This is a genomic window from Thermoanaerobacterium sp. CMT5567-10, from assembly GCF_030534315.2.
In the GTDB taxonomy this organism is placed as follows: Bacteria; Bacillota; Thermoanaerobacteria; order Thermoanaerobacterales; family Thermoanaerobacteraceae; genus Thermoanaerobacterium.
In genome coordinates this window covers 2,982,501-3,007,970 of record NZ_CP130558.2, presented here as the reverse complement: position 1 = coordinate 3,007,970, position 25,470 = coordinate 2,982,501, and the positions used below count along the sequence as shown (strand labels likewise).

Annotated in this window: 26 protein-coding genes and 2 rRNA genes (1 of these 28 cut by a window edge); 2 read left to right on the top strand and 26 right to left on the bottom strand. The window is 31.7% G+C overall.

The window, feature by feature from the left end; translation table 11 throughout:
- Positions 1–17: 17 nt before the first annotated feature.
- Genes recG through Q2T46_RS15365 form a run of 3 tightly spaced genes read right to left on the bottom strand, consistent with a single transcriptional unit; the run spans position 18 to position 4,034 of the window.
- The gene (gene recG / locus Q2T46_RS15375) at positions 18–2,066 is read right to left on the bottom strand and encodes an ATP-dependent DNA helicase RecG (protein WP_303264789.1); all 2,049 of its coding nucleotides are present in this window, start codon (positions 2,064–2,066) and stop codon (positions 18–20) included.
- An 8-nt stretch (positions 2,067–2,074) separates the two neighbouring features.
- Positions 2,075–3,673 carry a DAK2 domain-containing protein gene (locus Q2T46_RS15370; protein ID WP_303265734.1) on the bottom strand — a complete coding sequence of 533 codons (1,599 nt, stop codon included), beginning with the start codon at positions 3,671–3,673 and terminating at the stop codon, positions 2,075–2,077.
- 10 nt (positions 3,674–3,683) lie between these two features.
- Complete coding sequence (locus Q2T46_RS15365; protein WP_013297990.1) at positions 3,684–4,034, bottom strand: Asp23/Gls24 family envelope stress response protein; 351 nt, start codon at positions 4,032–4,034, stop codon at positions 3,684–3,686.
- A 244-nt stretch (positions 4,035–4,278) separates the two neighbouring features.
- On the opposite strand from Q2T46_RS15365, the gene rpmB reads away from it, so the two are divergent.
- Positions 4,279–4,470: a 50S ribosomal protein L28 gene (gene rpmB, locus Q2T46_RS15360; RefSeq protein WP_399387663.1), complete on the top strand. Its 192-nt coding sequence runs from the start codon at positions 4,279–4,281 to the stop codon at positions 4,468–4,470.
- A 162-nt stretch (positions 4,471–4,632) separates the two neighbouring features.
- Here rpmB and Q2T46_RS15355 read toward each other — a convergent pair whose 3' ends face one another.
- From Q2T46_RS15355 to dapF, 19 genes are all read right to left on the bottom strand, one after another.
- On the bottom strand, positions 4,633–4,818 hold the full coding sequence (locus Q2T46_RS15355) for a hypothetical protein (RefSeq protein WP_303264790.1): 186 nt from the start codon (positions 4,816–4,818) through the stop codon (positions 4,633–4,635).
- A 52-nt stretch (positions 4,819–4,870) separates the two neighbouring features.
- A complete protein-coding gene (locus Q2T46_RS15350) occupies positions 4,871–5,506 on the bottom strand; it encodes a thiamine diphosphokinase (protein WP_303264791.1) in 636 nt (211 codons plus the stop codon).
- Positions 5,503–6,156, bottom strand: coding sequence for a ribulose-phosphate 3-epimerase (gene rpe / locus Q2T46_RS15345; protein WP_303265736.1), 654 nt, complete (start codon positions 6,154–6,156; stop codon positions 5,503–5,505). Before rpe ends, Q2T46_RS15350 begins: the two co-directional genes overlap by 4 nt.
- A 2-nt stretch (positions 6,157–6,158) precedes the next feature.
- The gene (gene rsgA, locus Q2T46_RS15340; RefSeq protein ID WP_303264792.1) at positions 6,159–7,034 is read right to left on the bottom strand and encodes a ribosome small subunit-dependent GTPase A; all 876 of its coding nucleotides are present in this window, start codon (positions 7,032–7,034) and stop codon (positions 6,159–6,161) included.
- The gene (gene pknB, locus Q2T46_RS15335; protein ID WP_303264793.1) at positions 7,034–8,935 is read right to left on the bottom strand and encodes a Stk1 family PASTA domain-containing Ser/Thr kinase; all 1,902 of its coding nucleotides are present in this window, start codon (positions 8,933–8,935) and stop codon (positions 7,034–7,036) included. Before pknB ends, rsgA begins: the two co-directional genes overlap by 1 nt.
- Before the next feature lie 4 nt (positions 8,936–8,939).
- Positions 8,940–9,674 (bottom strand): Stp1/IreP family PP2C-type Ser/Thr phosphatase, encoded by a 735-nt coding sequence (locus Q2T46_RS15330; protein WP_303264794.1) that lies wholly within the window; start codon positions 9,672–9,674, stop codon positions 8,940–8,942.
- Positions 9,675–9,679: 5 nt separating this feature from the next.
- Positions 9,680–10,711: a 23S rRNA (adenine(2503)-C(2))-methyltransferase RlmN gene (gene rlmN / locus Q2T46_RS15325; RefSeq protein ID WP_303264795.1), complete on the bottom strand. Its 1,032-nt coding sequence runs from the start codon at positions 10,709–10,711 to the stop codon at positions 9,680–9,682.
- Between the two features lie 45 nt (positions 10,712–10,756).
- Entirely contained in the window at positions 10,757–12,100 is a 1,344-nt protein-coding gene (gene rsmB, locus Q2T46_RS15320) for a 16S rRNA (cytosine(967)-C(5))-methyltransferase RsmB (protein ID WP_303264796.1), read from the bottom strand.
- An 83-nt stretch (positions 12,101–12,183) separates the two neighbouring features.
- On the bottom strand, positions 12,184–12,867 hold the full coding sequence (locus Q2T46_RS15315; RefSeq protein ID WP_303264797.1) for a zinc metallopeptidase: 684 nt from the start codon (positions 12,865–12,867) through the stop codon (positions 12,184–12,186).
- 4 nt (positions 12,868–12,871) lie between these two features.
- A complete protein-coding gene (locus tag Q2T46_RS15310; protein ID WP_303264798.1) occupies positions 12,872–13,624 on the bottom strand; it encodes a DUF116 domain-containing protein in 753 nt (250 codons plus the stop codon).
- 2 nt (positions 13,625–13,626) lie between these two features.
- On the bottom strand, positions 13,627–14,562 hold the full coding sequence (fmt, locus tag Q2T46_RS15305) for a methionyl-tRNA formyltransferase (protein WP_303264799.1): 936 nt from the start codon (positions 14,560–14,562) through the stop codon (positions 13,627–13,629).
- A 1-nt stretch (position 14,563) separates the two neighbouring features.
- Entirely contained in the window at positions 14,564–15,043 is a 480-nt protein-coding gene (gene def / locus Q2T46_RS15300; protein ID WP_303264800.1) for a peptide deformylase, read from the bottom strand.
- A gap of 11 nt (positions 15,044–15,054) precedes the next feature.
- Entirely contained in the window at positions 15,055–17,250 is a 2,196-nt protein-coding gene (gene priA, locus Q2T46_RS15295; protein ID WP_303264801.1) for a primosomal protein N', read from the bottom strand.
- Positions 17,251–17,280: 30 nt separating this feature from the next.
- A complete protein-coding gene (gene coaBC / locus Q2T46_RS15290; protein ID WP_303264802.1) occupies positions 17,281–18,480 on the bottom strand; it encodes a bifunctional phosphopantothenoylcysteine decarboxylase/phosphopantothenate--cysteine ligase CoaBC in 1,200 nt (399 codons plus the stop codon).
- Between the two features lie 11 nt (positions 18,481–18,491).
- Positions 18,492–18,701 (bottom strand): DNA-directed RNA polymerase subunit omega, encoded by a 210-nt coding sequence (gene rpoZ / locus Q2T46_RS15285; RefSeq protein ID WP_303264803.1) that lies wholly within the window; start codon positions 18,699–18,701, stop codon positions 18,492–18,494.
- 3 nt (positions 18,702–18,704) lie between these two features.
- Complete coding sequence (gmk, locus tag Q2T46_RS15280) at positions 18,705–19,313, bottom strand: guanylate kinase (protein ID WP_209454241.1); 609 nt, start codon at positions 19,311–19,313, stop codon at positions 18,705–18,707.
- A gap of 14 nt (positions 19,314–19,327) precedes the next feature.
- Positions 19,328–19,612 (bottom strand): extracellular matrix/biofilm regulator RemA, encoded by a 285-nt coding sequence (gene remA, locus Q2T46_RS15275; RefSeq protein WP_303264804.1) that lies wholly within the window; start codon positions 19,610–19,612, stop codon positions 19,328–19,330.
- A gap of 11 nt (positions 19,613–19,623) precedes the next feature.
- Entirely contained in the window at positions 19,624–20,499 is an 876-nt protein-coding gene (locus tag Q2T46_RS15270) for a YicC/YloC family endoribonuclease (RefSeq protein WP_209454239.1), read from the bottom strand.
- A 40-nt stretch (positions 20,500–20,539) separates the two neighbouring features.
- Entirely contained in the window at positions 20,540–21,373 is an 834-nt protein-coding gene (gene dapF / locus Q2T46_RS15265) for a diaminopimelate epimerase (RefSeq protein WP_209454238.1), read from the bottom strand.
- A gap of 179 nt (positions 21,374–21,552) precedes the next feature.
- Here dapF and Q2T46_RS15260 point away from each other — a divergent pair, with 179 nt between their 5' ends.
- The gene (locus Q2T46_RS15260) at positions 21,553–23,271 is read left to right on the top strand and encodes an NFACT family protein (RefSeq protein ID WP_303264805.1); all 1,719 of its coding nucleotides are present in this window, start codon (positions 21,553–21,555) and stop codon (positions 23,269–23,271) included.
- A gap of 8 nt (positions 23,272–23,279) precedes the next feature.
- Here Q2T46_RS15260 and thpR read toward each other — a convergent pair whose 3' ends face one another.
- From thpR to Q2T46_RS15240, 4 genes are all read right to left on the bottom strand, one after another.
- A complete protein-coding gene (gene thpR / locus Q2T46_RS15255; protein ID WP_303264806.1) occupies positions 23,280–23,894 on the bottom strand; it encodes an RNA 2',3'-cyclic phosphodiesterase in 615 nt (204 codons plus the stop codon).
- Positions 23,845–24,408 (bottom strand): GNAT family N-acetyltransferase, encoded by a 564-nt coding sequence (locus tag Q2T46_RS15250; RefSeq protein ID WP_303264807.1) that lies wholly within the window; start codon positions 24,406–24,408, stop codon positions 23,845–23,847. The genes thpR and Q2T46_RS15250 overlap by 50 nt, the downstream gene beginning before the upstream one ends.
- Before the next feature lie 101 nt (positions 24,409–24,509).
- Positions 24,510–24,618: ribosomal RNA gene (gene rrf, locus Q2T46_RS15245) — 5S ribosomal RNA — on the bottom strand.
- A gap of 291 nt (positions 24,619–24,909) precedes the next feature.
- Positions 24,910–25,470: ribosomal RNA gene (locus Q2T46_RS15240) — 23S ribosomal RNA — on the bottom strand; it runs 2,314 nt beyond the window's last position.

Sequence of the window (25,470 nt, the reverse complement as noted above, 5' to 3'; positions counted from 1 at the left end):
TGATTTCCTCCCTCATGTTAATTTAATACAATCCCTTCCAATTTATCTTTAAATCGCTCAATTAGTTCGGCTTTCATCTTATCATGCCTTTTGAATGTAATATCGTTGTTTAAAAATTTTTCAACAGCTTTTTGAGCCAATTTCAATATTTCAATATCTTCAAAAATATTTGCTAATTTCAATTCTGGCAATCCATGCTGCTTTACACCAAAAAATTCACCTGGTCCTCTTATTTCCAAATCTTTTTCAGCAATTTTAAAACCATCATTAGTTTCAGTCATCACTTTCAATCTTTTTTTAACAACATCTGAATATGAATATGCTATAAGGATACAATAAGATTGATGCGATGATCTTCCTACACGTCCTCTTAATTGATGAAGTTGTGCCAACCCAAATCTTTCAGCATTTTCAATAACAATAACTGAAGCATTTGGCACATTCACGCCAACTTCTATAACCGTTGTAGACACTAATATATCTATTTTCCCATTAACAAATTCATTCATAACTTTATTCTTATCATTTGAGTTCATTCCACCATGTACTAAACCAACTCTAAATTCTTTAAAAACCCCTTTGTAAATCTCTTCATATACAACTTCTGCCGATTTTGCATTAATCAGGTTTGAATCTTCTATTAATGGACAAACAATATACGCTTGACGTCCTTTTTTTACTTCATTTATGACAAATTTATATGCTCTATCTCTTAAAGTAGCACTTATTGCATATGTCTCTATTTTCTTTCGTCCCGGTGGCAATTCATCTATCACAGATATATCTAAATCACCATATAACATAAGTGCCAATGTTCTTGGTATAGGCGTTGCCGTCATCACTAAGACATCCGTTTGTTCACCTTTTTCTTTAAATACGGCTCTTTGTCGAACGCCAAACCTGTGTTGCTCATCAGTTATTGCTAAACCTAAATTTTTGAATTGTACATTTTCCTCAATTAAAGAATGAGTACCAACTAATATATCAATTTCGCCATTTCTAATTCCCTCAATAATATTGTTTTTCTTTCTAGTACCAATACTTCCAGTAAGCAATTCAATTTTTATATTTAATTCGTCATATAGTTCTTTTAAAGTATAATAATGCTGTTTTGCAAGTATTTCTGTCGGAGCCATTATAGAAGCCTGATATCCGTTTTTCACAGCGACATACATGGCTGCTGCTGCTATAATCGTCTTTCCTGAGCCAACATCGCCTTGCAAAAGCCTATTCATTACTTTCCCTGAACACATATCATCAAGTATTTCATTTAAAACTCTCTCCTGCGCTTGTGTAAGGCGAAATTTTAACTTGCTAAAAAAATCTTTTAAATCGACACGTTTAAACTTTATACCTGTTTTTCCTTCATTGTATTTATTTTTTATCAAAGCTAACCCTAATTGCAAAATAAAAAATTCTTGAAAAACAAGTCTATATTTGGATTTTTCAAGCATTTTTGAAGACTCAGGAAAATGTATATTTTTTATTGCACTTTTAATATCTAGCAAATTATATTCTTCTAAAAAATTTTCATCAAATATTTCTTCTATGTCATTTAAATATTCTTTCAAAAGATTGAAAATTATATTCCTTATAACTTTTTGGCTCAGTCCTTCAGTTAATTTATATATTGGCACAATCCTTCCAGCATTGATATTTAGACTATCGCTTCTATCCATAATCGGATTCTCTACATATATCTGTCCATATTTATAAGAAACTTTGCCATTTATAATATATTCTTCACCTAATTTAAAATTGCTCTTTATGTACGGCTGATTATACCAAACAAGTTCAACCGCACCACTTCCATCTTTAACAGGTATCTTTGTAATAGTTAATCTTTTTACTTTATATTCCCTTGCTTTACCCGCTATATAAGCCTTAAAAGTCTGCTTTTCACCGATCTTAAGCATATCTATTGGTATTATTTTATCTCTATTTTCATATTCTTTTGGATAATATTCCAGCGCATCCTTTACTGTTTCTATGCCAATTTTTTTTAATAATATAGCTCTTTTAGGACCTACTCCCTTTACATATTGTATAGATTTTGAAAGATCCATATAATCACCTATTCAATGGAAATTACATAATAATACAAGGGCTGTCCACCATATTGAATGTCTATATCTCCGTCAAATGAAATAAAATCTTGTAAGTCCTTTGCTTTATCTTTCGAAACATCTTTACCATAATAAATAGTTATTATAGAAGCATCATCAGATATATTATCGCTTATAATTTTTAAAGCGACTTCGTTATAATCAGTACCAATTGCAGTAAATTTACCATCTACAAATCCTAATATGTCACCACTTTTAATATTTATTCCATCAATAACTGAGTCCCTTATAGAATATGTTATTTCTATTGTTGTAATTTTCTCAATTGTATCATTTATGCTTCTTATTACATCATCTATACTCATATTTGCATCGACATTTATTATTGCACTGACTGCCTGATTGAAACTTTCAGTAGCGATCACATATATGTTTTTATCAGACATCGACATGGCTTGTTCACAAGTCATGATTATGTTCTTATTATTTGGAAAGACAATTATATTTTCAGTATTTATTTTTTCTAACCCCTTTAAAATATCCAAAGCACTAGGATTCATAGTTTGTCCCCCATCAATTACAACGTCACATCCTAATTCTTTGAATATTTTACTTATTCCATCTCCAGGAGATACAGCCAAAAATCCATATTTTTTAGCAGGAAGACTATTATCTTGTTTTAAATTATTTTTTGTTTCCAATATGATATTTTCATGTTGAATTTTCATATTGTCAATTTTGACCTTTAATAAATCACCATACTTTAAGCCCTCTTGCAGTACTAAACCAGGATTATTTGTATGAATATGCACTTTTATAAGATCGTCATCACCAACAACAATTAAACTGTCACCAAAAGATTCTATTTCACTTTTCAACTTATAAGACATTTGTGAATTGGCATTTATAAGCATTTCCGTACAATATTTGAAATTTATATTTGTCAGGTCAGCTTCATTTGTAGAAACATCGTTTGTTGTATATTCTTGAACAACTTCATGTCCTTTTATTGTTTCCAGCATTCCTAACAATATAAACAAAAACCCTTTACCACCAGAATCGACTACACCAGCCTGTTTCAATACAGGTAGCAAATCAGGAGTCCTTTCAACTGATTCTGCAGCAGCTTTTACAATCCCATCAATAAATACTTCAAAGTCCTTTATTTTGCTTAATTTTAAAGCTTTATTGGCACAGTCTTTAACAACAGTCAGAATAGTCCCTTCAGTAGGTTTCATCACTGCTTTATAAGCAACAGAAGAACCCATATTTAGCGCTTCTGCAAAATCTTTTGTAGTGATTATATCGTGATTTAAAAGGCTTTTAGCAAATCCTCTAATAATTTGTGACAAAATCACACCCGAATTTCCCTTGGCTCCCAGCAAAGCACCCCTTGAAAGACTATTTAATATATCGTTTATATTATCGGATGCTTTTTCCATTTCTTTAACAGCATAATTTAAAGTGTATGCCATATTAGAACCAGTATCACCATCTGGAACCGGAAAGACATTTAATTTATTCACTTCATCAGATTTATTTGATAAATATTGAGCCCCACCTTTAAATAAAAGTTTTAAAGTTTTACCATCTATATGATCCAACAGTATTTCCTCCTCAGATATCAACTTTTATGCTCTGCACATTTACGACTACATTTTTAACTTTGATTCCAGTAAATGTCTCTATAGTATACTTAACTTTTTCAATTATATTTGCTGCAACAGTTTTTATATTTACACCGTACTCAACTATAATGTACAAATCTATAACCATTCCGTCTTCGTCTGATGTAATCTTAATTCCCTTACCTGATTGTTCATTTTTAAAAAGCTCTATGAGTCCATCAGGTCCACGCTTTCCTAAGCCAACAATACCATAACATTCAGAAGTCGCATAACTCGCTATAGATGCAATAACATCTGTAGAAATATCTATTTTACCTAAGTTATTTTTGGTTTGATCCATTTATATAACCTCCTATCATAATTATATTTTACCTTATCCTGTTTAAATCATCAACAAAGGAAAAATAATTACTATATTATGGAACTATTTATTAAATTTTAATTCAAAAAGTATTTACATATATGAAATATAATGTTAAAATATCATTGTTGTGTAAATGCATAAATTAAGTTCATTAATTATTAACCTTGAAGAAAATTTATTTTTTTGTTAAAATGGTATTGTTGACAAAAAGGAGGTGCACATGATGAGAAAATGCGACGTTTGTGGAAAAACACCAATGGCAGGGTATCAATATAGTCATTCCCACAGAAAATCAATAAAGAAATGGCAGCCAAATTTAAAACGTGTTAGAGCTATTGTTGATGGAACACCTGTAAGATTAAATGTTTGTACGAAATGTTTAAAATCAGGGAAGGTTAAGAGGGCCATATAAAGAAAGACGTGCATAAATGCACGCTTTTTATTTTTTACCTTTGATTATAGAACTTAAAAATTTTTTAATAAAACCGGGAATTTTAAAATAAAAGACTTTCGGTTCTTTTTTCTTGCTCATATTTATCCCCCTTTATCATTTCTATTCTAAACTATTTATTTACTATTTGAAATATGCATTAATATAATATCCGATCATTATAACAGATAGACCTAGTAGTACCATCCATAGCCAGCTAGGTATGTATATTACAAGAATAAAAATTCCTAAAGCCATAATTATATATCCTATTGAGTAATTCATTTTTTTATTTAAGTTTCTTATTTTTCTATATATTTTGTTCCACATAAAACCCCCTCCTTACACAATAATATTTTATTCGAAAGGAAAGGGTAATGTGCTAATCTTTAGATTTTATTACTAATAATAATCCACTGTCAATTTTAATCTTAATCTTATTATTTATAAAAACATTGCTTATACCATAAGGCATATCCAATGACATATCCTGCCCTGATAAAGAATAATATAATCCATCAGTGTATATTCCCTTTACATCTGTACTATATGGAATTAATGAAACAATGTCACCTATCTTGCCTTCTAATTCTAAAGACCTATCTACAAGATGAATTTCATTTTTTTCGCTTGCTATTATTCCCTTTATATTTCTTTTTAGTAGGTACAATAGAAGTGACAGATTTGCTATAGAATGATCAAATCTGCTTCCTGTTGATGCTATATATATGATTTCATCAGTTCCAAGTTCTATAGCTTTAAGCGTCGCTAACTGAGTATCTGTTTCATCTTTCTCTGTTGGATATTTATCTACTTGAACGCCATCTTTTTTATAATAGTCAATAATTTGTTTATCTGCCGAATCAAGATCTCCTATAATGAGATTGGGAACTATTCCTAATTTATATGCAATATTTGCACCACCATCAGCACAAATTACATAATCGCAATTATTAATTAATTCCCTTATATAATCAGAGTCGTTAAACTCCCCATTTGAAATAATGCATGTTTTCATCTTTTTACTGCACCTCTAAGTTTTTTTATATTTTCTCCAGGGTCGCCACTACCAAATATTGAGGATCCTGCCACTATCACATCAGCTCCAGCAAAAACTACATCATTGATGTTGTCTACATTAATCCCACCGTCAACCTCTATCTTGAAATTCAATCCTCTACTTTTTCTAATATATGCTAGTTCACGTATTTTTTCATACATTTCATCTATAAATACCTGTCCCCCAAACCCAGGATTTACAGTCATTATCAGAACCATATCAACCGATGGCAGTACATATTTCAATGTTTCTAACGGTGTTGCTGGATTTAATGCAACACTAGCCATAATACCAATAGATTTAATAAACTGCAACGTTCTATCTAAATGTAAACATGCTTCCTGATGAACCGTGATATTTTTTGCCCCTGCTTCGGCAAATTCTTTTATGTATTTATCAGGATCTTCTATCATTAAATGTACATCAAAGGGAATATCAGTCTTACCTTTCAAAGCCTTTAATACCAACGGGCCAATTGTAATATTTGGAACAAAATGTCCATCCATTACATCTATATGTAAAAATTCAGGTTTTTCTTTTTCAGCTTTTTTTATATCAGATAGTAAATTCCCAAAGTCTGCAGATAATATAGATGGAGAAATTTCCATTCTCAATATCTCCTCCTTTTATTAGACTTTAACTCATTATATAAATTTAGATAATTAGAATATCGTATTTTATCTATTAACCCATTACTTACGGCAATTTTTACGCCACAATCAGGTTCATTTATGTGCAAACACGATTTAAATCTGCAATTTGTTTCATATTCTTTAAAATCTCTAAAATAATATTTAAGTTCAGCTTCATCTAAATCTAAATTTAATGAAGTAAAACCAGGCGTATCTAATACATAGCCGTTTTCAAAAGGAATAAGCTCTACACTTCTTGTAGTATGTTTTCCTCTTAGCAGCTTTTCGCTTAAATCTCCAATTTCCTGCTTATTAGTTCCATGTATACAATTTATTAACGATGATTTTCCTACGCCTGACGGCCCTGTAAAAAACGAAGTTTTTCCAATCAACATTGCCTTTAACTTATCAATACCACTATTATCAAACTTTGAAGTAGCAATAACGTCATAGCCTAAATTTTTATATAAATTATACAATGGTAGAAAAACATCTTCAGTCACTAAATCAATCTTATTTATACATATTACAGGGTGTATTTCATTTAATTCAGTTAATATAATCATTTTATCAAGCTGTAGTCTATTTAAAACAGGATTTACAATAGAAAAAGTTATTATTGCTTGATCAACATTAGATACTGGCGGTCTTACTAATTCATTTTTTCTGTTATGTATATTTATTATGAAACCATCTTTTAAATTTTCTGTTTCAATATCAACATTATCCCCTACTATTGGTACGATGTTTGATATTCTGAATTTACCACGAGCACGGCATTCTATAATGCCATGCTCGGTATATACATAATAAAACCCTCCAATGCCTCTTATAATTCTGCCAGTTAACCTCACTAAAATTTCGCCCCCATTGTCTTATATATACTGCCATTTATATCAACTTCTATAATAACATTTCCTTTGCCACTAACAGGAACTGTTATTGGACTATCAGCAGAAGTAAAAGTATTAGAATATTGTAATGTTTTATTGCCATCTTGTATCACATAAACATCAACTTTCATAGTCCCTTCTTGATTTGGTAAATCTATTGTAATATTTTTTGTTTTGTAATCAGATGGTAATTGTGATTGCTGCTGTTGCTGCTGAACTGCTTTACTGACAATTAAATCTACAGATTTACCTTTTTGTATACTGGTGCCTTGGGGAATACTCTGGTCTATTACAAAGTTGTCAGGCACACTATCGCTAGACTGGGTTGTTATATTACCAACTTTAAGACCGACATTTTCCAATGCTTTTGTTGCATCGTCAAGTGACATATTTACAACATTAGGTACTGTTACCATTTCTGGACCTTTGCTTACGTAAAGATCAACAACAGTATTGCTTTCAACTTGAACACCTTGCCTTGGATTTTGGTCATACACATAACCATTAGGATAGCTGTCATTATAATCCCAAATCAAGTTAGCATTTAAACCGCTATTTTTAATTTTTAATTGTGCATCCCTATATTCACTGCCTATAACATTTGGCACGACTGATGTCTGTTTGCCTTTACTAACCACTACATTTACTGTACTTCCTTTCTTTACCCTTTCCCCAGCTGGCGGATTCTGTGATAAAATTGTATTAGTTGGTGCATCGCTGTACTGGCTATCTGTTATGTTCAATTTTAAATTATTGCTTTCTAAAATGCTTGTTGCCTTATCAAGAGTTTGCCCTTTTATATTAGGAACAGTTACTTCATCTGCTATTGCCATGTTATTCAAAAAATACATGGTTCCATACGATAGCGATGCCATTAATGCCAGAATTAGCAATGCAATTCCTATATTTCTAAAAATTTTGCCACTCTTTTTCTTCTTTTTAAGAGTCTTCGTTCCTGATAGCTTCTCATTTATTTCTTCAGATTTCATGACCCGCGTTACATTATTATCATTTTCATCTGCTATAATCAATTTATCTGGATTATTTATATATGTCTCAATATCATTTAATAGTTCGCTTGCACTTTTATATCTAAAATTTATATCTTTTTCTGTTGCCTTTAATACTATTTTATCCAGTTTGTACGGTACTTTTGGATTTATTTTAGATGGCGGCACAATATTTTCTTGTATATGCTTTAATGCAACTGAAATTGGGCTTTCACCTTCGAAAGGAACTTTACCTGTAAGCATCTCATACATAACAATTCCTAGAGAATATATATCAGTCTTTTCATCTATCATAGCACCTTTCGCTTGTTCAGGCGAGAAATAATAAGCAGTACCAAGCACATCTCCGCCACCATATGTTATTGTTGAACCATTTGCAGCCCTAGCTATCCCAAAATCGGTAACCTTCACAATATTATCATCTGTTACTAGTATATTCTGTGGCTTTATATCCCTGTGGACAATATGATTTTTATGAGCATGTTCCAATGCACTGCAAACCTGCCTTGTTATGTCGAGAGCTTTTGGTAAAGGCAAAGGCCCATTAGCGTCTCTTATCAATTGTTTTAATGTTTTACCATTTACATACTCCATTACAATATAATAAATATCTCCCTCTTGACCTACATCATATATACTTACTATATTAGGATGAGAAAGGCTAGCTGCTGCTTGTGATTCTCTTTTAAATCTTCTCACAAATTCTTCATCTGCTACAAATTCAGAGCGCAATATTTTTATGGCAACTATTCTATTTAAAAGATGGCATTTAGCTTTATAAACCTTTGCCATACCACCTTCACCAATTTTTTCCAATATCTCGTATCGGTTGCCAAGCATTCTCCCTATCATATTGTCACGCCTCCTTTACCGCCACAATTGTAATGTTATCATATCCACCATTTTGTTTGGCAAGTTTTATTAAATTATCACATACTTCGTTTATATTTTCAGAATTTTTAAACTCTTCAAGAATCAAATCATCTGTAAGCATGTTGGTCAATCCATCTGTGCACAACAAATAAACATCATTTTTTAAAACCTTACCAGTAAATATATCAACTTCTATATCCTCATCAATGCCCAATGCCCTAGTTATTATATTTTTTTGCGGATGAATTCTTGCTTCTTCCTGCGTTATCCTACCTAATTTTACTAGTTCTTCCACATATGAGTGATCTTCTGTAATTTGAATAAGACTACCATCTCTAATGAGGTATGCTCTGCTATCTCCAATATGACCGACAAAATAGTTATCATTTTCTATTAAAAGTAAAGTTAATGTTGTACCCATTCCAGTTAAATCTATATCAGAAAACGACTTGTTAAAAACAAAAGAATTTGCTGTTGTTATTGCATCTTTTATAAATTTTTTTATTGATTCGTCATCTTTGTTACAATTATCATAATTGTCAAAAAAATACTTAGTTACTGTCTCTACCGCATATTTGCTTGCAACCTCTCCACCGTTGCATCCACCCATGCCGTCAGCAACTATAAAAAGATTTAGATTCTTATTATCAGAAATATAATACGAATCTTCATTATTTTCTCTAACATTGCCTGTATCTGTCAAAGCATATACTAACATTTGTTTTATTTCACCCTTCCAGCTAAATATTTCCTTCTCAATTGCCCACAAGCAGCGTCAATATCACTACCAAGCTCACGCCTAACTGTACACGTAATGCCATTTTCTTCAAGAGTATTTTTGAAAGCCATTATTTTCCTATTGTCAGCTTTCTTATATCCAATTTCACCTACATAATTAATTGGTATCAAATTAACATGGCACAGAAGACCCTTTAAGAGCTTTGATAATTTTACGCTTATCTCATGGCTATCATTTACATCTTTTATTAGCGAATATTCAAAAGTCACTCTTCTATGAGTCTTATCAATATAATACTTACATGCTTTTATCAAATCTTTTATGGGATATACCTTATTTATTGGCATCAACTGTGTTCTTAAATCATCCGTAGGTGCATGTAATGATATAGACAAATTAACACCTAAACCTTCATTTGCAAAATCATAAATTTTCGGAACAATCCCACATGTAGAAATAGTAATATGCCTTATGCCTATGCTCATACCAAAGGGATTATTGACAATTTTTATGAATTTCATAACCTCATCATAATTGTCAAATGGCTCTCCACTGCCCATCAATACTATATTTGATATTTTACCATAATCATTATTCATTATAAGAACTTCATCTACCATTTCAGATGCTTTTAAATTTCTAACTTTTCCTTCAATTCCTGATGCGCAAAATGAGCATTTCATATTGCATCCTACCTGAGTAGATATACAGGAAGTATTGCCAAAACTATACTTTATAGCCACACCTTCAACTATATTTTCATCCTCAAGTAAAAAAAGATACTTTGCTGTCTCGTCTACATCTGAAACCAATTTCCGAACAATTTTTAAGCTAGATATATATGCTATATTTTTTAATTTTTGTCTCAACTCTTTTTTTAAATCTGTCATATCATCGAAATTTGTTACTCCTCTATAGATCCATTGAAAAACTTGCTTTGCTCTGTACTTTGTTTCTCCAATATCGATAAAAAATTTTTCTAGTTCATCAATAGTCATATTTTTTAAATCGACCAATTAAAACGCCTCCAAATTTTCTTACAGATATTATATCATAAAAAATTAGTTATTTCTCTGCATTTTGCATATAAAAAAACCATCTGTATTGTTTATATTTGGTAGCAGTTGTATACATCCTCTATCATCTACATAAGATATTAATTTCTCTGGCAAAAAAGGCCTTATATCAGAAATCTTAAACTCTTTATTTTCATTTAAAAACTTATCAACTACATTCATATTTTCTTCTCTGCCTATTGTGCAAGTGCTGTATAAAATATACCCACCCCTTTTTACATATTTAGAGCTGGAAGAAAGTATGCGATACTGTATGTTATTTAGTTCTTCAAAATCTTTCTCTGTATAATTTTTCAATTTTATATCCGGTTTTTTTCTTATGATCCCTATTCCACTGCATGGAACATCAACAAGAACTTTATCAGCTTTATCAATATATTCACTATTTACATTAGTTGAATCAAATACAAGTGCATCTATATTATCTATGCCTAATCTCCTGCAATTTCTTTTTATTAAGTCTATTTTATGTTCATATATGTCAAACGCTACTATTTTACCTTTGTTATTCATTAATTGAGACAGATGAGTAGTTTTTCCTCCAGGCGCACTGCAAACATCCATCACCATGTCGTCAGGCTCCGGAGATAAAACCTTTGAAATAATCATGGCTCCTTCATCTTGAACCTGTATTAATCCATCATTATACATTTCATCATTGGTAATATTTTTTAAGCCTATATAGTAAGCCTCATCATTGTACAATCCTTTTTTATAGTTAAGTCCCCTATACTTTAATTTTTTTTCAAAACTTTTTCCATCAATCTTTAAAGTATTAATCCTGATTGATATTTCAGGTCTGCCATTAAGCGATTCTAATATACTCTCTGTAGCATCTCTATCGTAATTATTTAACAGTCTTTTAACAATCCATTCAGGAAATGAATATTTAAAAGATAAATATTCGGTTAAGTTTTCATCAGGTTGTAAAAACTTAATCTGCTTAGTATTGCGTAAATAACTTCGCAATACTGCATTGACAAACTTAGAAGCATACTTTCCTACATACTTTTTTGCAAGATTAACTGATTCATTTATAGCTGCATAATCGGGAACCTTGTCCATATACATTAGCTGAAACAAACCCATTTCAAGTATTATAAGAACCTTATCGTCAATTTTTTTAATACCTCTCGTTGAGTAATGATCGATAATATGATCTAGCGTATACTTTCTTTCTATCGGCCCAAAAACTATCTCTTTAATAAAACTTTTATCTACGTCTTCTATTTCATCATTATTTAAATATTTATTAAGCACAATATTTAAATAACCTTTTTTTGCAAATACGTCGTATAAAATTTTAAAAGCAATATCTCGCTGATTCATAATACACCTCTGTATTTATTTAAAATACTCAAATAACTTTTATCAATAAAAAATAAAATGTCTAAAAAAGAAGGGATAGAAAATTAGTCTCTCCTATCCCTTAGTATTAATAATCTGACAAGATTCATAATAGAGGCAAATGCCGCAGCAACATAAGTTAATGCTGCTGCATTAAGCACTTGCCTTGCTGGATAAAGTTCATCCCTCATAAAGAGTCCACCTGACTCAAGAAGCTTTATAGCTCTATTGCTTGCATTCAGCTCCACAGGCAGTGTTATTATCTGAAATAAAACTACTGCTGAAAATAATATAATGCCTATATCGATTAGCTGTGTAGAACCAAATATAAATCCCACTATCAAAAGCGGCCAAGAAACACTGGTGCCAATATTAGCGACTGGAACAATGGCGTTTCTTAATTTGAGTGGAATATATCCACTAGCATGCTGTATTGCATGTCCTGTTTCATGTGCTGCAACACCTATAGCTGCTATAGAATCACTTCCATATACTGTCTGAGACAACCTCAATACCCTGCTTCTTGGATCATAATGATCAGTTAAACTTCCTGGTATCATTTCAATACTTACATCATAAAGCCCTGCTTCATTAAGCAATCTTCTAGCAACTTCATATGCTCTATAGCCATATCTATTTCTGACATTTGAGTATTTACTAAACGTACTTTGAACTTTAAATTGTGCATACATCGCAAGCAAAATTGCAGGTATAAGCAAAATATATGTGGGATCATAATACCAAAACATAATACTATCCTCCATTCGTGAAATTTATGATCGCTTTTTCAATCTCATTTATATTTACCTTTGTATTAAAACATGGACCATTAGGTCTTGTATTTATTATACCATAAACGGGTATTTTTTTTACATCCAATATTCCACTTGTCAAATCTCTTTCACAAGCAATGGCAATAATAGCTTTGGGCTTTATATCTTTCACGACTTTTCTTGCCAATGTACCTCCTGTTGCGACTGCAACTTTAACGCCATACTTATCTTTTAATTTTATTAGATCACTGACTTGGCATTTTCCACACCTTCGGCAATTATCAATATCGTTTGTCACTTTAAATTTACATTCATTAAATTGTAAACAATGTGGCGTCAATATTAAAAGTTCCTCAGGCAAATATTTCTCATGTCTAGAATTAACCAAAAAATTATTTATATTTGTAAAAGACTGCTGAAATTTTTCTCTATCAATGCCTAAAAATCCACCTAATATCTGTAATACTGGATACGAAGCATCTATTAAAGTTAACAATATCTTATTTAATGTACGGTTATTACTTTTGCTATAAACTAAATATATAAAACCAATAATACAAAAAATCAAAAAAATAGTCACTATTGAAAAAAACAAAATTAAAGAGCCCATTAATAAATTGTACATTACAGAGCTTTTACTTTTTAATATGAACAATAGAAATAAAATTCCGGCAATCAATAAAATTATTAATACACTTAAAAGACCTAAAAATATACGTTTTTTACCTGTCAAAATTATATCCCCTCTAATTGTTCACCTTTTTCAATTGTATGGCCCCTCAAAAATTCTTCCACAGTCATTCTTCTTTTACCTTCTGATTGAATTTCTAATATTTTTAATGCATCTTTGCCACATTTAACTATTAAAGCACTGCCTGTAGTAATTATAGTGCCCGGCTTTTCTTTACCTTCATATGAATATACTTCTGCTGCCCATATTTTTAACATATTGCCTTTATAATACGTATATGCTACAGGCCAGGGTCTCAGTCCTCTTACAAGATTTTTTATCTCAACTGCGCTCTTTTGCCAATCAATAAGTCCTATAGATTTTTCCAATATTGGAGCATATGTTGCCTTGCTATCATCTTGCTTTACAGGCTTTAATGCACCATCTACCATTTTATTAATCGCTTCAATCAAAGCATTTCCACCAAGAACAGCTAATTTGTCATGAACAGTTTCAGAATTATCTTCTTCCAATATAGGGATAGACTTTTGCAATAAAATATCGCCGGTATCCAATCCTTTTTCCATATACATGATTGTTATTCCTGTTTCCTTTTCGCCATTTATAACCGCCCAATTTATTGGTGCTGCACCTCTATACTTTGGGAGCAAAGATGCATGTACATTAATACAACCATACCTTGGTATTTGCAATATCTCTTCAGGCAGAATTTTACCATACGCAGCCACAACAATCAAATCCGGATTCAGCTTCCTTAACTTATCAAATACTTCTTTATTATTTTTAAGTTTTGGCGGCTGGAATACGTCTATATTGTTTTTTATAGCACACTCTTTTACAGGAGAATAAGATATTTTTTTGCCTCTACCTCTTGGCTTGTCAGGTTGAGTTATAACCAGCATTACATTATGGCCGAACTCAATCAGCTTTTCAAGAGATGGAACAGCAAATTCAGGTGTTCCCATAAACACAATGTTCAAATCACTCAGCCTCCAGTTTTTCTTCTTCATCTTCATTTATAATCCTTATCGCTTTGTCAATAAATAATACTCCGTTCAGATGATCTATTTCATGTGATAATGCTCTAGCTAAAAAGTCTTCTCCTTCTATTTCCTTTATATCTCCATTTCTGTCTTGATACTTAACCTTGATTTTCTTAGGTCTTTTAACTTCCGCAGTTACATTTGGTACACTTAAGCAACCTTCTTGTCCTATCTGCTCCCCTTCTTCTAGAATTATTTCTGGATTTATCAATTCAATGAGGCCATCGCCTATATCTATGACAACCAGCTTTCTTAAAATTCCGATTTGGTTCGCAGCAAGTCCAACACCATCTGCACTATACATAGTTTCTGCCATATCATCTAAAATCATTAATATATGATCATCAATCTTTTCAACATATTTTGCCTTCTTATATAATACAGGATCTCCTATTTTTCTAATATACCTCAATGCCATAAAAATCCTCCTTAAATTAAATTTAGCGGGTCCAAATCAAACGATATTTTAATGCCTCTATGCAACTTAAGAGTATTTAAAACATCGCAAACATTCTGCAAAATACCTCTATCGCTGGATTTTATAATAATCTGCCACCTATAGTTATTCTTTATTCTTTCTATAGGAGCAGACGACGGACCTAACACTTTATTATAGCTCTTTTTTTCACTTTTGTTAATAGTTTTATAAACTAAATTATACACTGACGCTGCACAATTTACCACATCATTTTTTATAGGACCTGAAATTACAATATTTAGCAAATGTGTAAAAGGTGGATACATGTAAATTTCTCTATACCGAATTTCCTCGTTATAAAATGATTCATAATCTTGATTTTTTGCTGATACAATACTGTAATTATCTTCTTCATATGTTTGAATAATTACTCTTCCAGGTTTACTTCCTCGCCCAGCTCTTCCTGCTACCTGAGTTAAAAGCTGAAAAGTTTTTTCACCCGATCTAAAATCTGGTATATTTAGCGTTACATCAGCTAAGACTACTCCAACCAATGTTACATTAGGAATATCAAAGCCTTTCGATATCATTTGAGTACCTATTAAAATATCTGCATGTCCATTTTTGAACTCATTGAAAATTTTTTCATGGGCTCCTTTTGTTTTCGTAGTATCTACATCCATTCTTAAAACTCTGCTTCTAGGAAATAATTTTTTTATTTCTTTTTCTACCCGTTCTGTACCAATACCTAAATATCTAACTCTTTTGCTACCACATTTAGGACATACGTAAACTGTATTAATATTGTACCCACAATAATGACATCTCAGCTTTCCTTCATTAGCATGAAATGTAAGCGATATGTCGCAATTAGGACATTCAGGAACGTAACCGCAATCTCGACACATAACAAAAGAAGAATAACCCCTTCTATTTAAAAATAATATTGTCTGTTCACCATTCATTAAGTTTTCTCTTATCTCTTTATACAGTTTTCTGCTAAATATTGAATTATTCCCATCGGCTAATTCACGGCTCATATTTACGACTTCAACTTCTGGCAATTCAAGTCCAATTCTTTCTTTTAATTTTAATAATTTATATTCATTCCTTAAAGCTTTATAATACGACTCTATCTGAGGAGTAGCAGAACCAAGAAGTAAAACTGCTTTTTCTATTTCACACCTTTTTTCTGCAACTTCTTTTACATTGTATCTAGGTTTAAAATCAGATTGTTTGTAGGTGTTCTCATGCTCTTCATCTATAATGATTAATCCTATGTTTGAAAATGGAGCAAATATGGCATTTCTTACACCGACGACAACCTTAACATCACCATTTTTTATTTTTCTCCATTCATCGAACCGCTCACCATCCGATAGTCCACTGTGAAGAACAGCAACTAAATTGCCAAATCTCGATATAAACCTTTCTATTGTCTGAGGTGTTAAAGATATTTCAGGTACTAATACAATTGATTCTTTCCCTTCCTCAATGCATTTTTCTATGAGTTGAAGATAAACTTCAGTTTTACCACTGCCGGTAACACCAAACAAAAGATATTTTTCAAAAACATTTTTACCTATTGAATGTTTTACTTCATTAATTACATATTCCTGCTCTTTTGTAGGAACAAGTTTATCTGTCCTTTTATAATCTGGCATTTTAAGTCTATTTACTTCGTCGTAATATACATAGATAATTCCTCTTCTGACTAAACTATTTACCGTTGAATAACTGACATTTAAATCTTTAACTAAATCCGATAATAAAACTGTGCCATTGTCTTTAAGATAATTTAATATTTCTAATTGCCTTGATGTAATTGAAACATCATCTAGGTATCCATTATTAAGCGTCACCTTTTTTACTTTCTTTATGCCGTTTTTTATTCCTGAAGGCACAATACATTGTAAACTTTCAGATAAATTACATCTATAATAGTCTCTCATCCAAATAGCTAAATTTAATAATTTTTCATCAAACACAGTAATATCGTCTAAAACACGCATTATTGGCTTTATTTTCTCAATTGGTAAGTCGGTCTTTTCCAATAAATTTATTACATATCCCTCAACAAAACTTTTGTTGACAGGAACCAAGACTCTCATGCCTATTTTTAAATTATTAATGTCATCAGGTACTCGATATGTAAGTATTCTATCTATATTTCGTGAAAATTCATTTAAAACAACATTGACAAACATATATACCCCCATAAAAAAAAGCCGCTAAGGCTATAAATTAAAATATTTTTTTATTTCATCAAGTATTGTATGTGCTACATCAGTCTTACTCATTAATGGATATTCTTTTATATTCAGGTCTTTATCTATTATATTAACTATATTAGTATCCCCTGAAAATCCAGCACCTTCCATTGAGACATCATTAGCTACAATTAAATCTAAATTTTTCTTATTAATTTTTTTTTTAGCACTTTCTATTAAATTCTCTGTTTCAGCAGCAAAGCCAACTAAAATTATATTGCCTTTATTCTTTCCTAATTCGTACAATATATCAGGGTTTCTAATTAACTTTAATTCTATATTGTCATCACTCTTTTTTATTTTGTTAAGCTCATATCTTTCTGGACGATAATCGGCAACTGCTGCTGCACCGATGAAAATATCAATATTATCTTTTAATTTCATAACAGCATCATACATCTCACATGCAGTGTTAACATGTATCGTTTCTATATCGATAGGATCCTCCAGATTTGTAGGACCAGTAACTAAAATAGCCCTTCCACCACGAGACTTTACAGCTTTTGCAATTTCAAAGCCCATTTTACCGGATGAACGGTTTGTAATATATCTCACAGGGTCAATTGGCTCAACGGTAGGTCCTGCAGTCACTAAAACAGTTTTTCCATCATAATCATTTTTATCTAATAGTAAATATTTTAGTATTGTATCTTCTATAATTCCTATATCCGCCAGTTTACCCTTTCCGTATGTCCCACAAGCAAGCCTTCCGTTATCTGGTTCTACTATTATATATCCTAATGACATAAGTTTTTTAAGATTCTGTTTAAATATTGCATTGTTGTACATATTTGTATTCATGGCAGGTGCTAAAATAACTTTACCTTTAGTAGCCATCACAGTTGTTGTAAGCATGTCATCTGCAATGCCATTTGCTATTTTCCCTATAACATTTGCTGTAGCAGGCACTACAGCAAATACATCTGCTTTTTCTGCCAAAGCAATATGCTCTATCTCCCAAAACTTTGGGCTTTCGAACATATCAACCACAACTTTGTTATGAGACAGAGATTCAAATGTCAATGGAGATATAAACTTTGTAGCGGATTCAGTCATAATAACATCAACATTTATATTTTTTTTAATGAGTCTTGAAACAAGATCTGCTGATTTATAAGCTGCTATCCCGCCAGTAACTCCAACAACAACATTTTTTGAACCGTTCATCAAAACACCTTCTACTTTATGCCAAATTTTTGTCTTTCAAATGTTATAAGTCCTTCGTTAATTTCTTCTGTAGCTATTGTAACGGGCTTTTTTGAGTCAGACTTTATCAAACTTGGTTCTCCACTTATAATCTGCCTTGCTCGTTTCGACACCAATGCACATAAAGTATACTTGCTGTCTATTTTGTTCATTAAATCAACTATTGATGGATATAAAATCATCTATCATCTCTCCTTTATTTCAAGATATAACCCTTTATTTCTATCAACTCTGCATTTTTCAGCCTTTATAATTGCAAGAATTTTGTCAACAGCTAAATCCACATCATCATTTATAACTACGTAATTATATCTTGATACAAAATTAATTTCTTCATATGCACTTTTAAATCTCTTCAATATCTCTTCCTCTGTTTCGGTACCTCTTTTTTTAATCCTGTTTTTCAATTCTTCCATTGACGGCGGTAAAATAAAAATGAACACACCCTCTGGAAATTTATCTTTAACCTTTAATGCTCCTTGAATGTCAATCTCAAGAATTACATCATGACCCTCCTCTATGTTTTTCTGTACAAATTCTTTTGGAGTTCCATAGTAATTATCGTAAACTTTTGCCCATTCTAAAAGCATATTATTTTCAATAAGCGTTTTAAACTTTTCAACAGTAGTGAAAAAATAATTTTCTCCGTCGACTTCACCATTGCGTGGCTTTCTCGTAGTCATCGATATACTTAATTTTAAATTGTTATCTTTCTTTAAAAGTGCTTTACACACTGTTCCTTTGCCAGCCCCAGATGGGCCGGATACAACAACCAACAAACCTTTATTGTACAACTAAATCATTCCCCTTAATCTTCAGAATCGTCATCTTCAATATCCTCATCAATAATATCTTTTGAATTAAGCCTATTTGCAACAGTCTCAGGCTGAACAGCAGACAAGATAATATGATCGCTATCAGTTATTATAACTGCTCTCGTTCTCCTGCCATATGTAGCATCTATAAGCATTCCCCTGTCCCTTGCCTCTTGAATTATTCTTTTAATAGGAGCAGACTCAGGACTAACAATAGCTACTAATCTATTTGCCGAAATAATATTGCCAAATCCAATGTTTATAAGTTTGATTGCCATAAATATCCTCCCTACTCTATGTTTTGCACTTGCTCCCTTATCTTCTCTATCTGATCTTTTAACTCTATCACCCCATTGACAATATCAAGATCTACTGATTTTGAACCAATTGTATTTGCTTCTCTATTCATCTCTTGAGTCAAAAAATCTAACTTTTTCCCTATAGGCATATCACTATCTAGGGAGTCCCTAAATTGACTGATATGACTTCTAAATCTTGTTATCTCTTCTGCGATACTTGTCCTGTCAGCCATTACAGCCACTTCTGTTAAAAATCTATTTTGATCAAAATCATTGCCAGTCAATTCTCTTATACGTGCTTCTAATTTTTTCTTGTATTCTTTAACAACAATTGGTCCTCTCTCCTCTATTTTATCAATTATATTGCTTAATATATCAAGCCTATTCATTATATCGTCTTTTAATTTTATACCTTCAGAAACCCTCATGTCAATTAAATTTTTTATTCCAATAGACAATGCCTTGTCTAATGTCACCCAAAGATTATCAACATCAATATCTACATTTTTTATTTCTATAACACCAGAAAGTGATAAAATATCACTTACTTTTATATCACCTGACAATGCAAACTTATCTTTAATAGTATTTAATATAGCCAAGTATTGATTTAAAAGATCACTATTCAATTCAAGAACATCCAAACTTTTTCCGTATGTCTCCAATGAAACGTTTATCTCTACTCTTCCTCTTTTTATGCTGTCAGCAATCCTTAATCTCAGCTTTTCTTCTAAAGCGCTTAATGGCTTTGGGAGTCTTAATGACACATCTAAAAATCTGTGATTTAATGTCTTAATCTCAACACATACATGAAAGCCATTTTCGCTTATTTCACCTCTACCGTAACCTGTCATACTCTTTATCATCTTATCACCTATCAAATATTATAATCAACTTTATTCTTAACTAAACAATCTTAATTTCTCCTGTAAAAACTTCTTCAGCAATTCCTGTTAAATAAATATTATTATCTAACAGCCACTCAATATACAAGTCTCCTTTCTTAAAATGAACATAAACATTTCTTTTCGTCCTCCCTGTTAATGCTGATGCAACTGCAGACGCACAAGCACCTGTGCCACAAGCAAGAGTCAATCCAGCACCTCTTTCCCAAGTTCTTACTGTAATATTGCTGTCATTCTCAACTTTCACGAAATCTACATTTGTTCCACGTGGAAATATTTGTAACTTTTCAATTAATGGTCCTACATTTAAAATCATATTCTCATCAATTGAATTTACAAAAATTATAGTATGTGGTACACCAACCAATAATGACGTTACAATATAAGACCTACCATCTATTTTAATTGCCTCTTCTATAAATGATTTTTTATCAGTTTTTACAGGTATCATATCAGGTCTAAAAATTGGACTGCCCATGTGTACTTTCACTTTTTCTACAACATCATCTTTAAAAATCAATTCGGGCATTATAATTCCTGATAATGTTTCTACAGACATCTTATCTTTTTTAACAATGCCATTTTCATAAACATACTTTGCAAAACAACGTGCCCCATTGCCGCACATTTCTGCTTCACTGCCATCTGAATTGATTATTCTCATTTTGATATCAGCTATTCCTGACGGTTCTACAATCAAAAGCCCATCTGCACCTATTCCAAAATGTCTATCACACAATTTTCTAGCCAATATATCATAATCATACACTTTGTTTTCTAAATTTTCTAATACAATGAAGTCATTACCTAAACCATTCATTTTAGTAAATTTCACAATATTTCACCTCGGTAATACAAATAACGCATATATATTATAACATAATTTTATAAAAAACTGGTTATAAAAATTTACTCAATTAATTGTAACTTATATTACATAATCTGTCAATTTGTAATTAATTTTTGTCGTGGTATACTATTATATAGAACTTGTTTAGAAAGGATTGTTTTTATATGGCTCTTGATGGCATAACACTTTATGGCATTATTTACGAATTGCGAAATGAACTGCTGGGTGGTAAAATAGATAAGATATATCAACCAGAAAAGGATGAAATTATTATATATATAAGAAATATTGGTAACAATTATAAATTGCTAATATCTGCTAATGCTAATTTCCCAAGGATATATCTAACAGATGAATATAAGGAAAATCCAATTAACCCACCAATGTTTTGCATGTTGCTCCGCAAATATCTACAAGGTGGAAAAATTGTTGATATTTATCAAAAAGGATTCGACAGGATCGTTTTTATTGATGTTTTAAGCCGTGATGAATTAGAGAAAGAAGTAGTGAAAACATTAGTAGTTGAAATAATGGGAAGGTACAGCAATATTATATTAATAGATAAGGAAAGTGAAATTATAGTAGACAGTGTTAAACGAGTATATCAAGACATGAGCAAAATACGAGAAATCACGCCAGGTATTAAATATGAACTGCCGCCATCACAGGATAAATTAAACATAAAAAAATTTAAAAAAGAAGATTTATTTGCTGCATTACAGCTTTTTAATGGTAAAAAAATTGATAAGGCACTTTTAAATCTTTTTGAAGGATTTAGTCCTGTTTTGTCTAGAGAAATCGCATATAGAAGTCAAGTTGATGATAGATACATAAATGAGCTTTCAGAAGATGGTATAGAGAAATTAATTTACAATTTAAATTTATTGAAAAGCCACTTAGAAAATTCAAACTTTAAACCATGTATCGCTTATGTTGACGATAATCCTTATGAATTTTCCATCATTGAGCTTACACAGTATGAAAATTTAGTTTTCTATAAAAGTGTTAACGAAGCCGCATTAAAGTTTTATAGAGAAAAAGCAAATGCAGAAAGTTTAAAATCTCGTTCTCATGATTTGAAAAAGCTTATTCAAACACATCTAGAGAGATTATATAATAAGCTTGAAAAACAATTAGATGAATTGAAAAATGCTGAAAATGCAGATATATACAAGCTATATGGTGAGCTTATAACAAGTAATTTGTATAAACTTAACAAAAAAACAGATGCATTTAAAACAATAAATTATTATACTGGTGAAGAAATAACAGTACCACTTGATATTAAATATACGCCAAATGAAAATGCTCAAATGTATTTCAAAAAATATGCTAAATTAAAAAATGCAGTAGAATTTCTTACAAAACAAATAGAAGAAACAAAAAAAGAGATAGAATATCTAGAAGGGCAACTTTTAAATGTTGAGCAGTGTACATTGCCATCAGAAATCGATGAAATAAGAGAAGAATTATCAGATACAGGATACATAAAAAAGAAAAATAAAGACAAAAAACAAAAGAAAAGTATATCCAAACCTCTACATTATATATCTTCAGACAATTTTGATATCTATGTTGGAAAAAATAATGTGCAAAATGATTACCTTACAATGAAATTTGCAGATATAAACGACATGTGGCTACACACAAAGAATATTCCTGGCTCACATGTCATTATCAAAAGCAAAGGCACTAAGATACCTGATAGCACTATTCTAGAAGCAGCAAAACTTGCTGCATTACATAGCAAAGCAAAAAATTCATCAAACGTACCAGTTGATTACACATTAAGAAAGTACGTTAAAAAACCATCCGGGTCAAAACCGGGTTTCGTAATCTACACTAATCAAAAAACATTATATGTAACACCCGACGATAAGTAGGCTCCCCCCTACTTATTTGATTTTAATGGAGCATCAAAAATAGATTTATAAACTCTTCTATTATTCTCTAGCTTGCTTTCCATAAGATATATATTTGATACAGCAAAATAATCAGAATCTAATTTATATAGATTGTTTATTTCTTCTATGCTCTTTTTCAAAATAATATCTCTTGCAACAGTGATATGGGCTTTAAATTTTCTATCGTCTTTTTTAAATCCTGCCTTAGATAATTCTGTTTCGATGGCATCATGTAATAATATAAGGTTATTATCATTTTTAACATCCAACCATAGTACCCTTATATTATCTTTTCCTTCAAAACAACCAATTTTATTTAGTTTAATGTAAAATGATTCAAAATTCGCTGATATATCATTTATTGTCTCTCTTATTTTACTAACTTGTTCTTCATTTATTTCACCAAAAAATTTAAGAGTTATATGTAAATTATCTTTATTTGTCCATCTTCCTTTTATTGTATATTTTTTTAGTTCCTCTTGCAAATTCTTAATATCATTTATAATATTCTCACTTAATTTAACAGCTAAAAAGGCTCTCATATTTCCTCCATTATGTATTATTTCTATTATTTCCCTGGTAATTATATCTATAAAATTCATCTTTAACAATACTCATTACCCATTCGTTTATATATCGACCATGTTTATATACAACTTCCCTCAGCAATCCTTCTTTTTTAAAGCCACATTTTTCATAACATCTTATTGCTCTCTCATTAAAATCATATACTTTTAATTCAACTCGATGCAAATTTAATTCATTAAATATAAAATCTAATAAAGTCATTATTGCTTCTGAACCAAGTCCTCTATTTCTATACTTTTCCTCACCTATCATTATCGCAATTTCACAATGTCTATTTTTCCAATCTACATTGCCGTATGAAATATTGCCTATATATTCTTTAGTTTCATTATAAATAATTGCAAATTCACCTGACTCACTAGGATTTGCCCTTTTACTAAGCCACTCTGAAACTGAACCTTCTGTCACAGGATATGGTATACCAGGCATCAAAAAATTTCTACTGTCTTCACTGTTGCGAAATTCAACGAATTTCTCAATATATTTAGTTTCAAAAGGTACAAGTTCAATATTTTTACTTTTCAACACCTTTCCTCACCTCCTTTTATCTTAATTTTAACGTTAATTATATCATAAAAAATATAAAAGAGATAGTCCATTAAAAACAGACTACCTCTTTTATAAATTTTTACCGGCAGCGACCTACTCTCCCGAGTTATCAGTACCATCGGCGCTGGAGGGCTTCACTTCCGTGTTCGGTATGGGAACGGGTTTTTAACCTCCGCTATTGCCACCGGAAATCTTTTGTTCATTTGTCTTATGCATATTTCGGAAAAAATCTTTTCTGTTAATTCTTTTCTATATAAGTATTTCCCTGAAAAATATTATCACAAGTGAACTATTAATTGCGTTTTCGTTATATACTCGGCGAACGCAGTGCAGTGAGGCGTTAAAAGCCGTCACAACGCATAGACGGCTTTAGCCGAACTAACGTAGTGAGCCGTTAGTATATAGAAAACACAATTTGTGAACGGTGATAATATTTTTCATATATATGCTTTAATGAACTTTGAATACTGCACAATGCTTAAGGTCAAGTCCTCGACTTATTAGTACCGGTCAGCTTAAAGTATTTCTACTCTTACACCTCCGGCCTATCTACCTCGTCTTCTCCAAGGTGTCTTACTCCTTTCGGATGGGAAATCTTTTCTTGAGGTGGGTTTCACGCTTAGATGCTTTCAGCGTTTATCCCTTCCAAACTTGGCTACCCAGCTGTGCGTACGGCTACGCAACTGGTACACCATCGGTTTGTCCACCCCGGTCCTCTCGTACTAAGGGCAGTTCCTCTCAAATTTCCTACGCCCGCGACGGATAGGGACCGAACTGTCTCACGACGTTCTGAACCCAGCTCGCGTACCGCTTTAATGGGCGAACAGCCCAACCCTTGGGACCTACTTCAGCCCCAGGATGCGATGAGCCGACATCGAGGTGCCAAACCTCCCCGTCGATGTGGACTCTTGGGGGAGATCAGCCTGTTATCCCCAGGGTAGCTTTTATCCGTTGAGCGACGGCAATCCCATTCTCTACCGCCGGATCACTAAGCCCGACTTTCGTCTCTGCTCGAATTGTCTTTCTCGCAGTTAGGCTACC

Bases quoted from the DNA above. Each gene is read 5' to 3' on its own strand.
- recG (WP_303264789.1), bottom strand. From the start codon at position 2,066: ATGGATCTTTCAAAATCTATACAATATGTAAAGGGAGTAGGTCCTAAA.
- Q2T46_RS15365 (WP_013297990.1), bottom strand. From the start codon at position 4,034: ATGGATCAAACCAAAAATAACTTAGGTAAAATAGATATTTCTACAGAT.
- rpmB (WP_399387663.1), top strand. From the start codon at position 4,279: ATGATGAGAAAATGCGACGTTTGTGGAAAAACACCAATGGCAGGGTAT.
- Q2T46_RS15355 (WP_303264790.1), bottom strand. From the start codon at position 4,818: ATGTGGAACAAAATATATAGAAAAATAAGAAACTTAAATAAAAAAATG.
- Q2T46_RS15350 (WP_303264791.1), bottom strand. From the start codon at position 5,506: ATGAAAACATGCATTATTTCAAATGGGGAGTTTAACGACTCTGATTAT.
- rpe (WP_303265736.1), bottom strand. From the start codon at position 6,156: ATGGAAATTTCTCCATCTATATTATCTGCAGACTTTGGGAATTTACTA.
- pknB (WP_303264793.1), bottom strand. From the start codon at position 8,935: ATGATAGGGAGAATGCTTGGCAACCGATACGAGATATTGGAAAAAATT.
- Q2T46_RS15330 (WP_303264794.1), bottom strand. From the start codon at position 9,674: ATGTTAGTATATGCTTTGACAGATACAGGCAATGTTAGAGAAAATAAT.
- rsmB (WP_303264796.1), bottom strand. From the start codon at position 12,100: ATGAATCAGCGAGATATTGCTTTTAAAATTTTATACGACGTATTTGCA.
- Q2T46_RS15315 (WP_303264797.1), bottom strand. From the start codon at position 12,867: ATGTTTTGGTATTATGATCCCACATATATTTTGCTTATACCTGCAATT.
- def (WP_303264800.1), bottom strand. From the start codon at position 15,043: ATGGCATTGAGGTATATTAGAAAAATAGGAGATCCTGTATTATATAAG.
- priA (WP_303264801.1), bottom strand. From the start codon at position 17,250: ATGTTTGTCAATGTTGTTTTAAATGAATTTTCACGAAATATAGATAGA.
- coaBC (WP_303264802.1), bottom strand. From the start codon at position 18,480: ATGAACGGTTCAAAAAATGTTGTTGTTGGAGTTACTGGCGGGATAGCA.
- rpoZ (WP_303264803.1), bottom strand. From the start codon at position 18,701: ATGATTTTATATCCATCAATAGTTGATTTAATGAACAAAATAGACAGC.
- remA (WP_303264804.1), bottom strand. From the start codon at position 19,612: ATGGCAATCAAACTTATAAACATTGGATTTGGCAATATTATTTCGGCA.
- Q2T46_RS15270 (WP_209454239.1), bottom strand. From the start codon at position 20,499: ATGATAAAGAGTATGACAGGTTACGGTAGAGGTGAAATAAGCGAAAAT.
- Q2T46_RS15260 (WP_303264805.1), top strand. From the start codon at position 21,553: ATGGCTCTTGATGGCATAACACTTTATGGCATTATTTACGAATTGCGA.
- thpR (WP_303264806.1), bottom strand. From the start codon at position 23,894: ATGAATTTTATAGATATAATTACCAGGGAAATAATAGAAATAATACAT.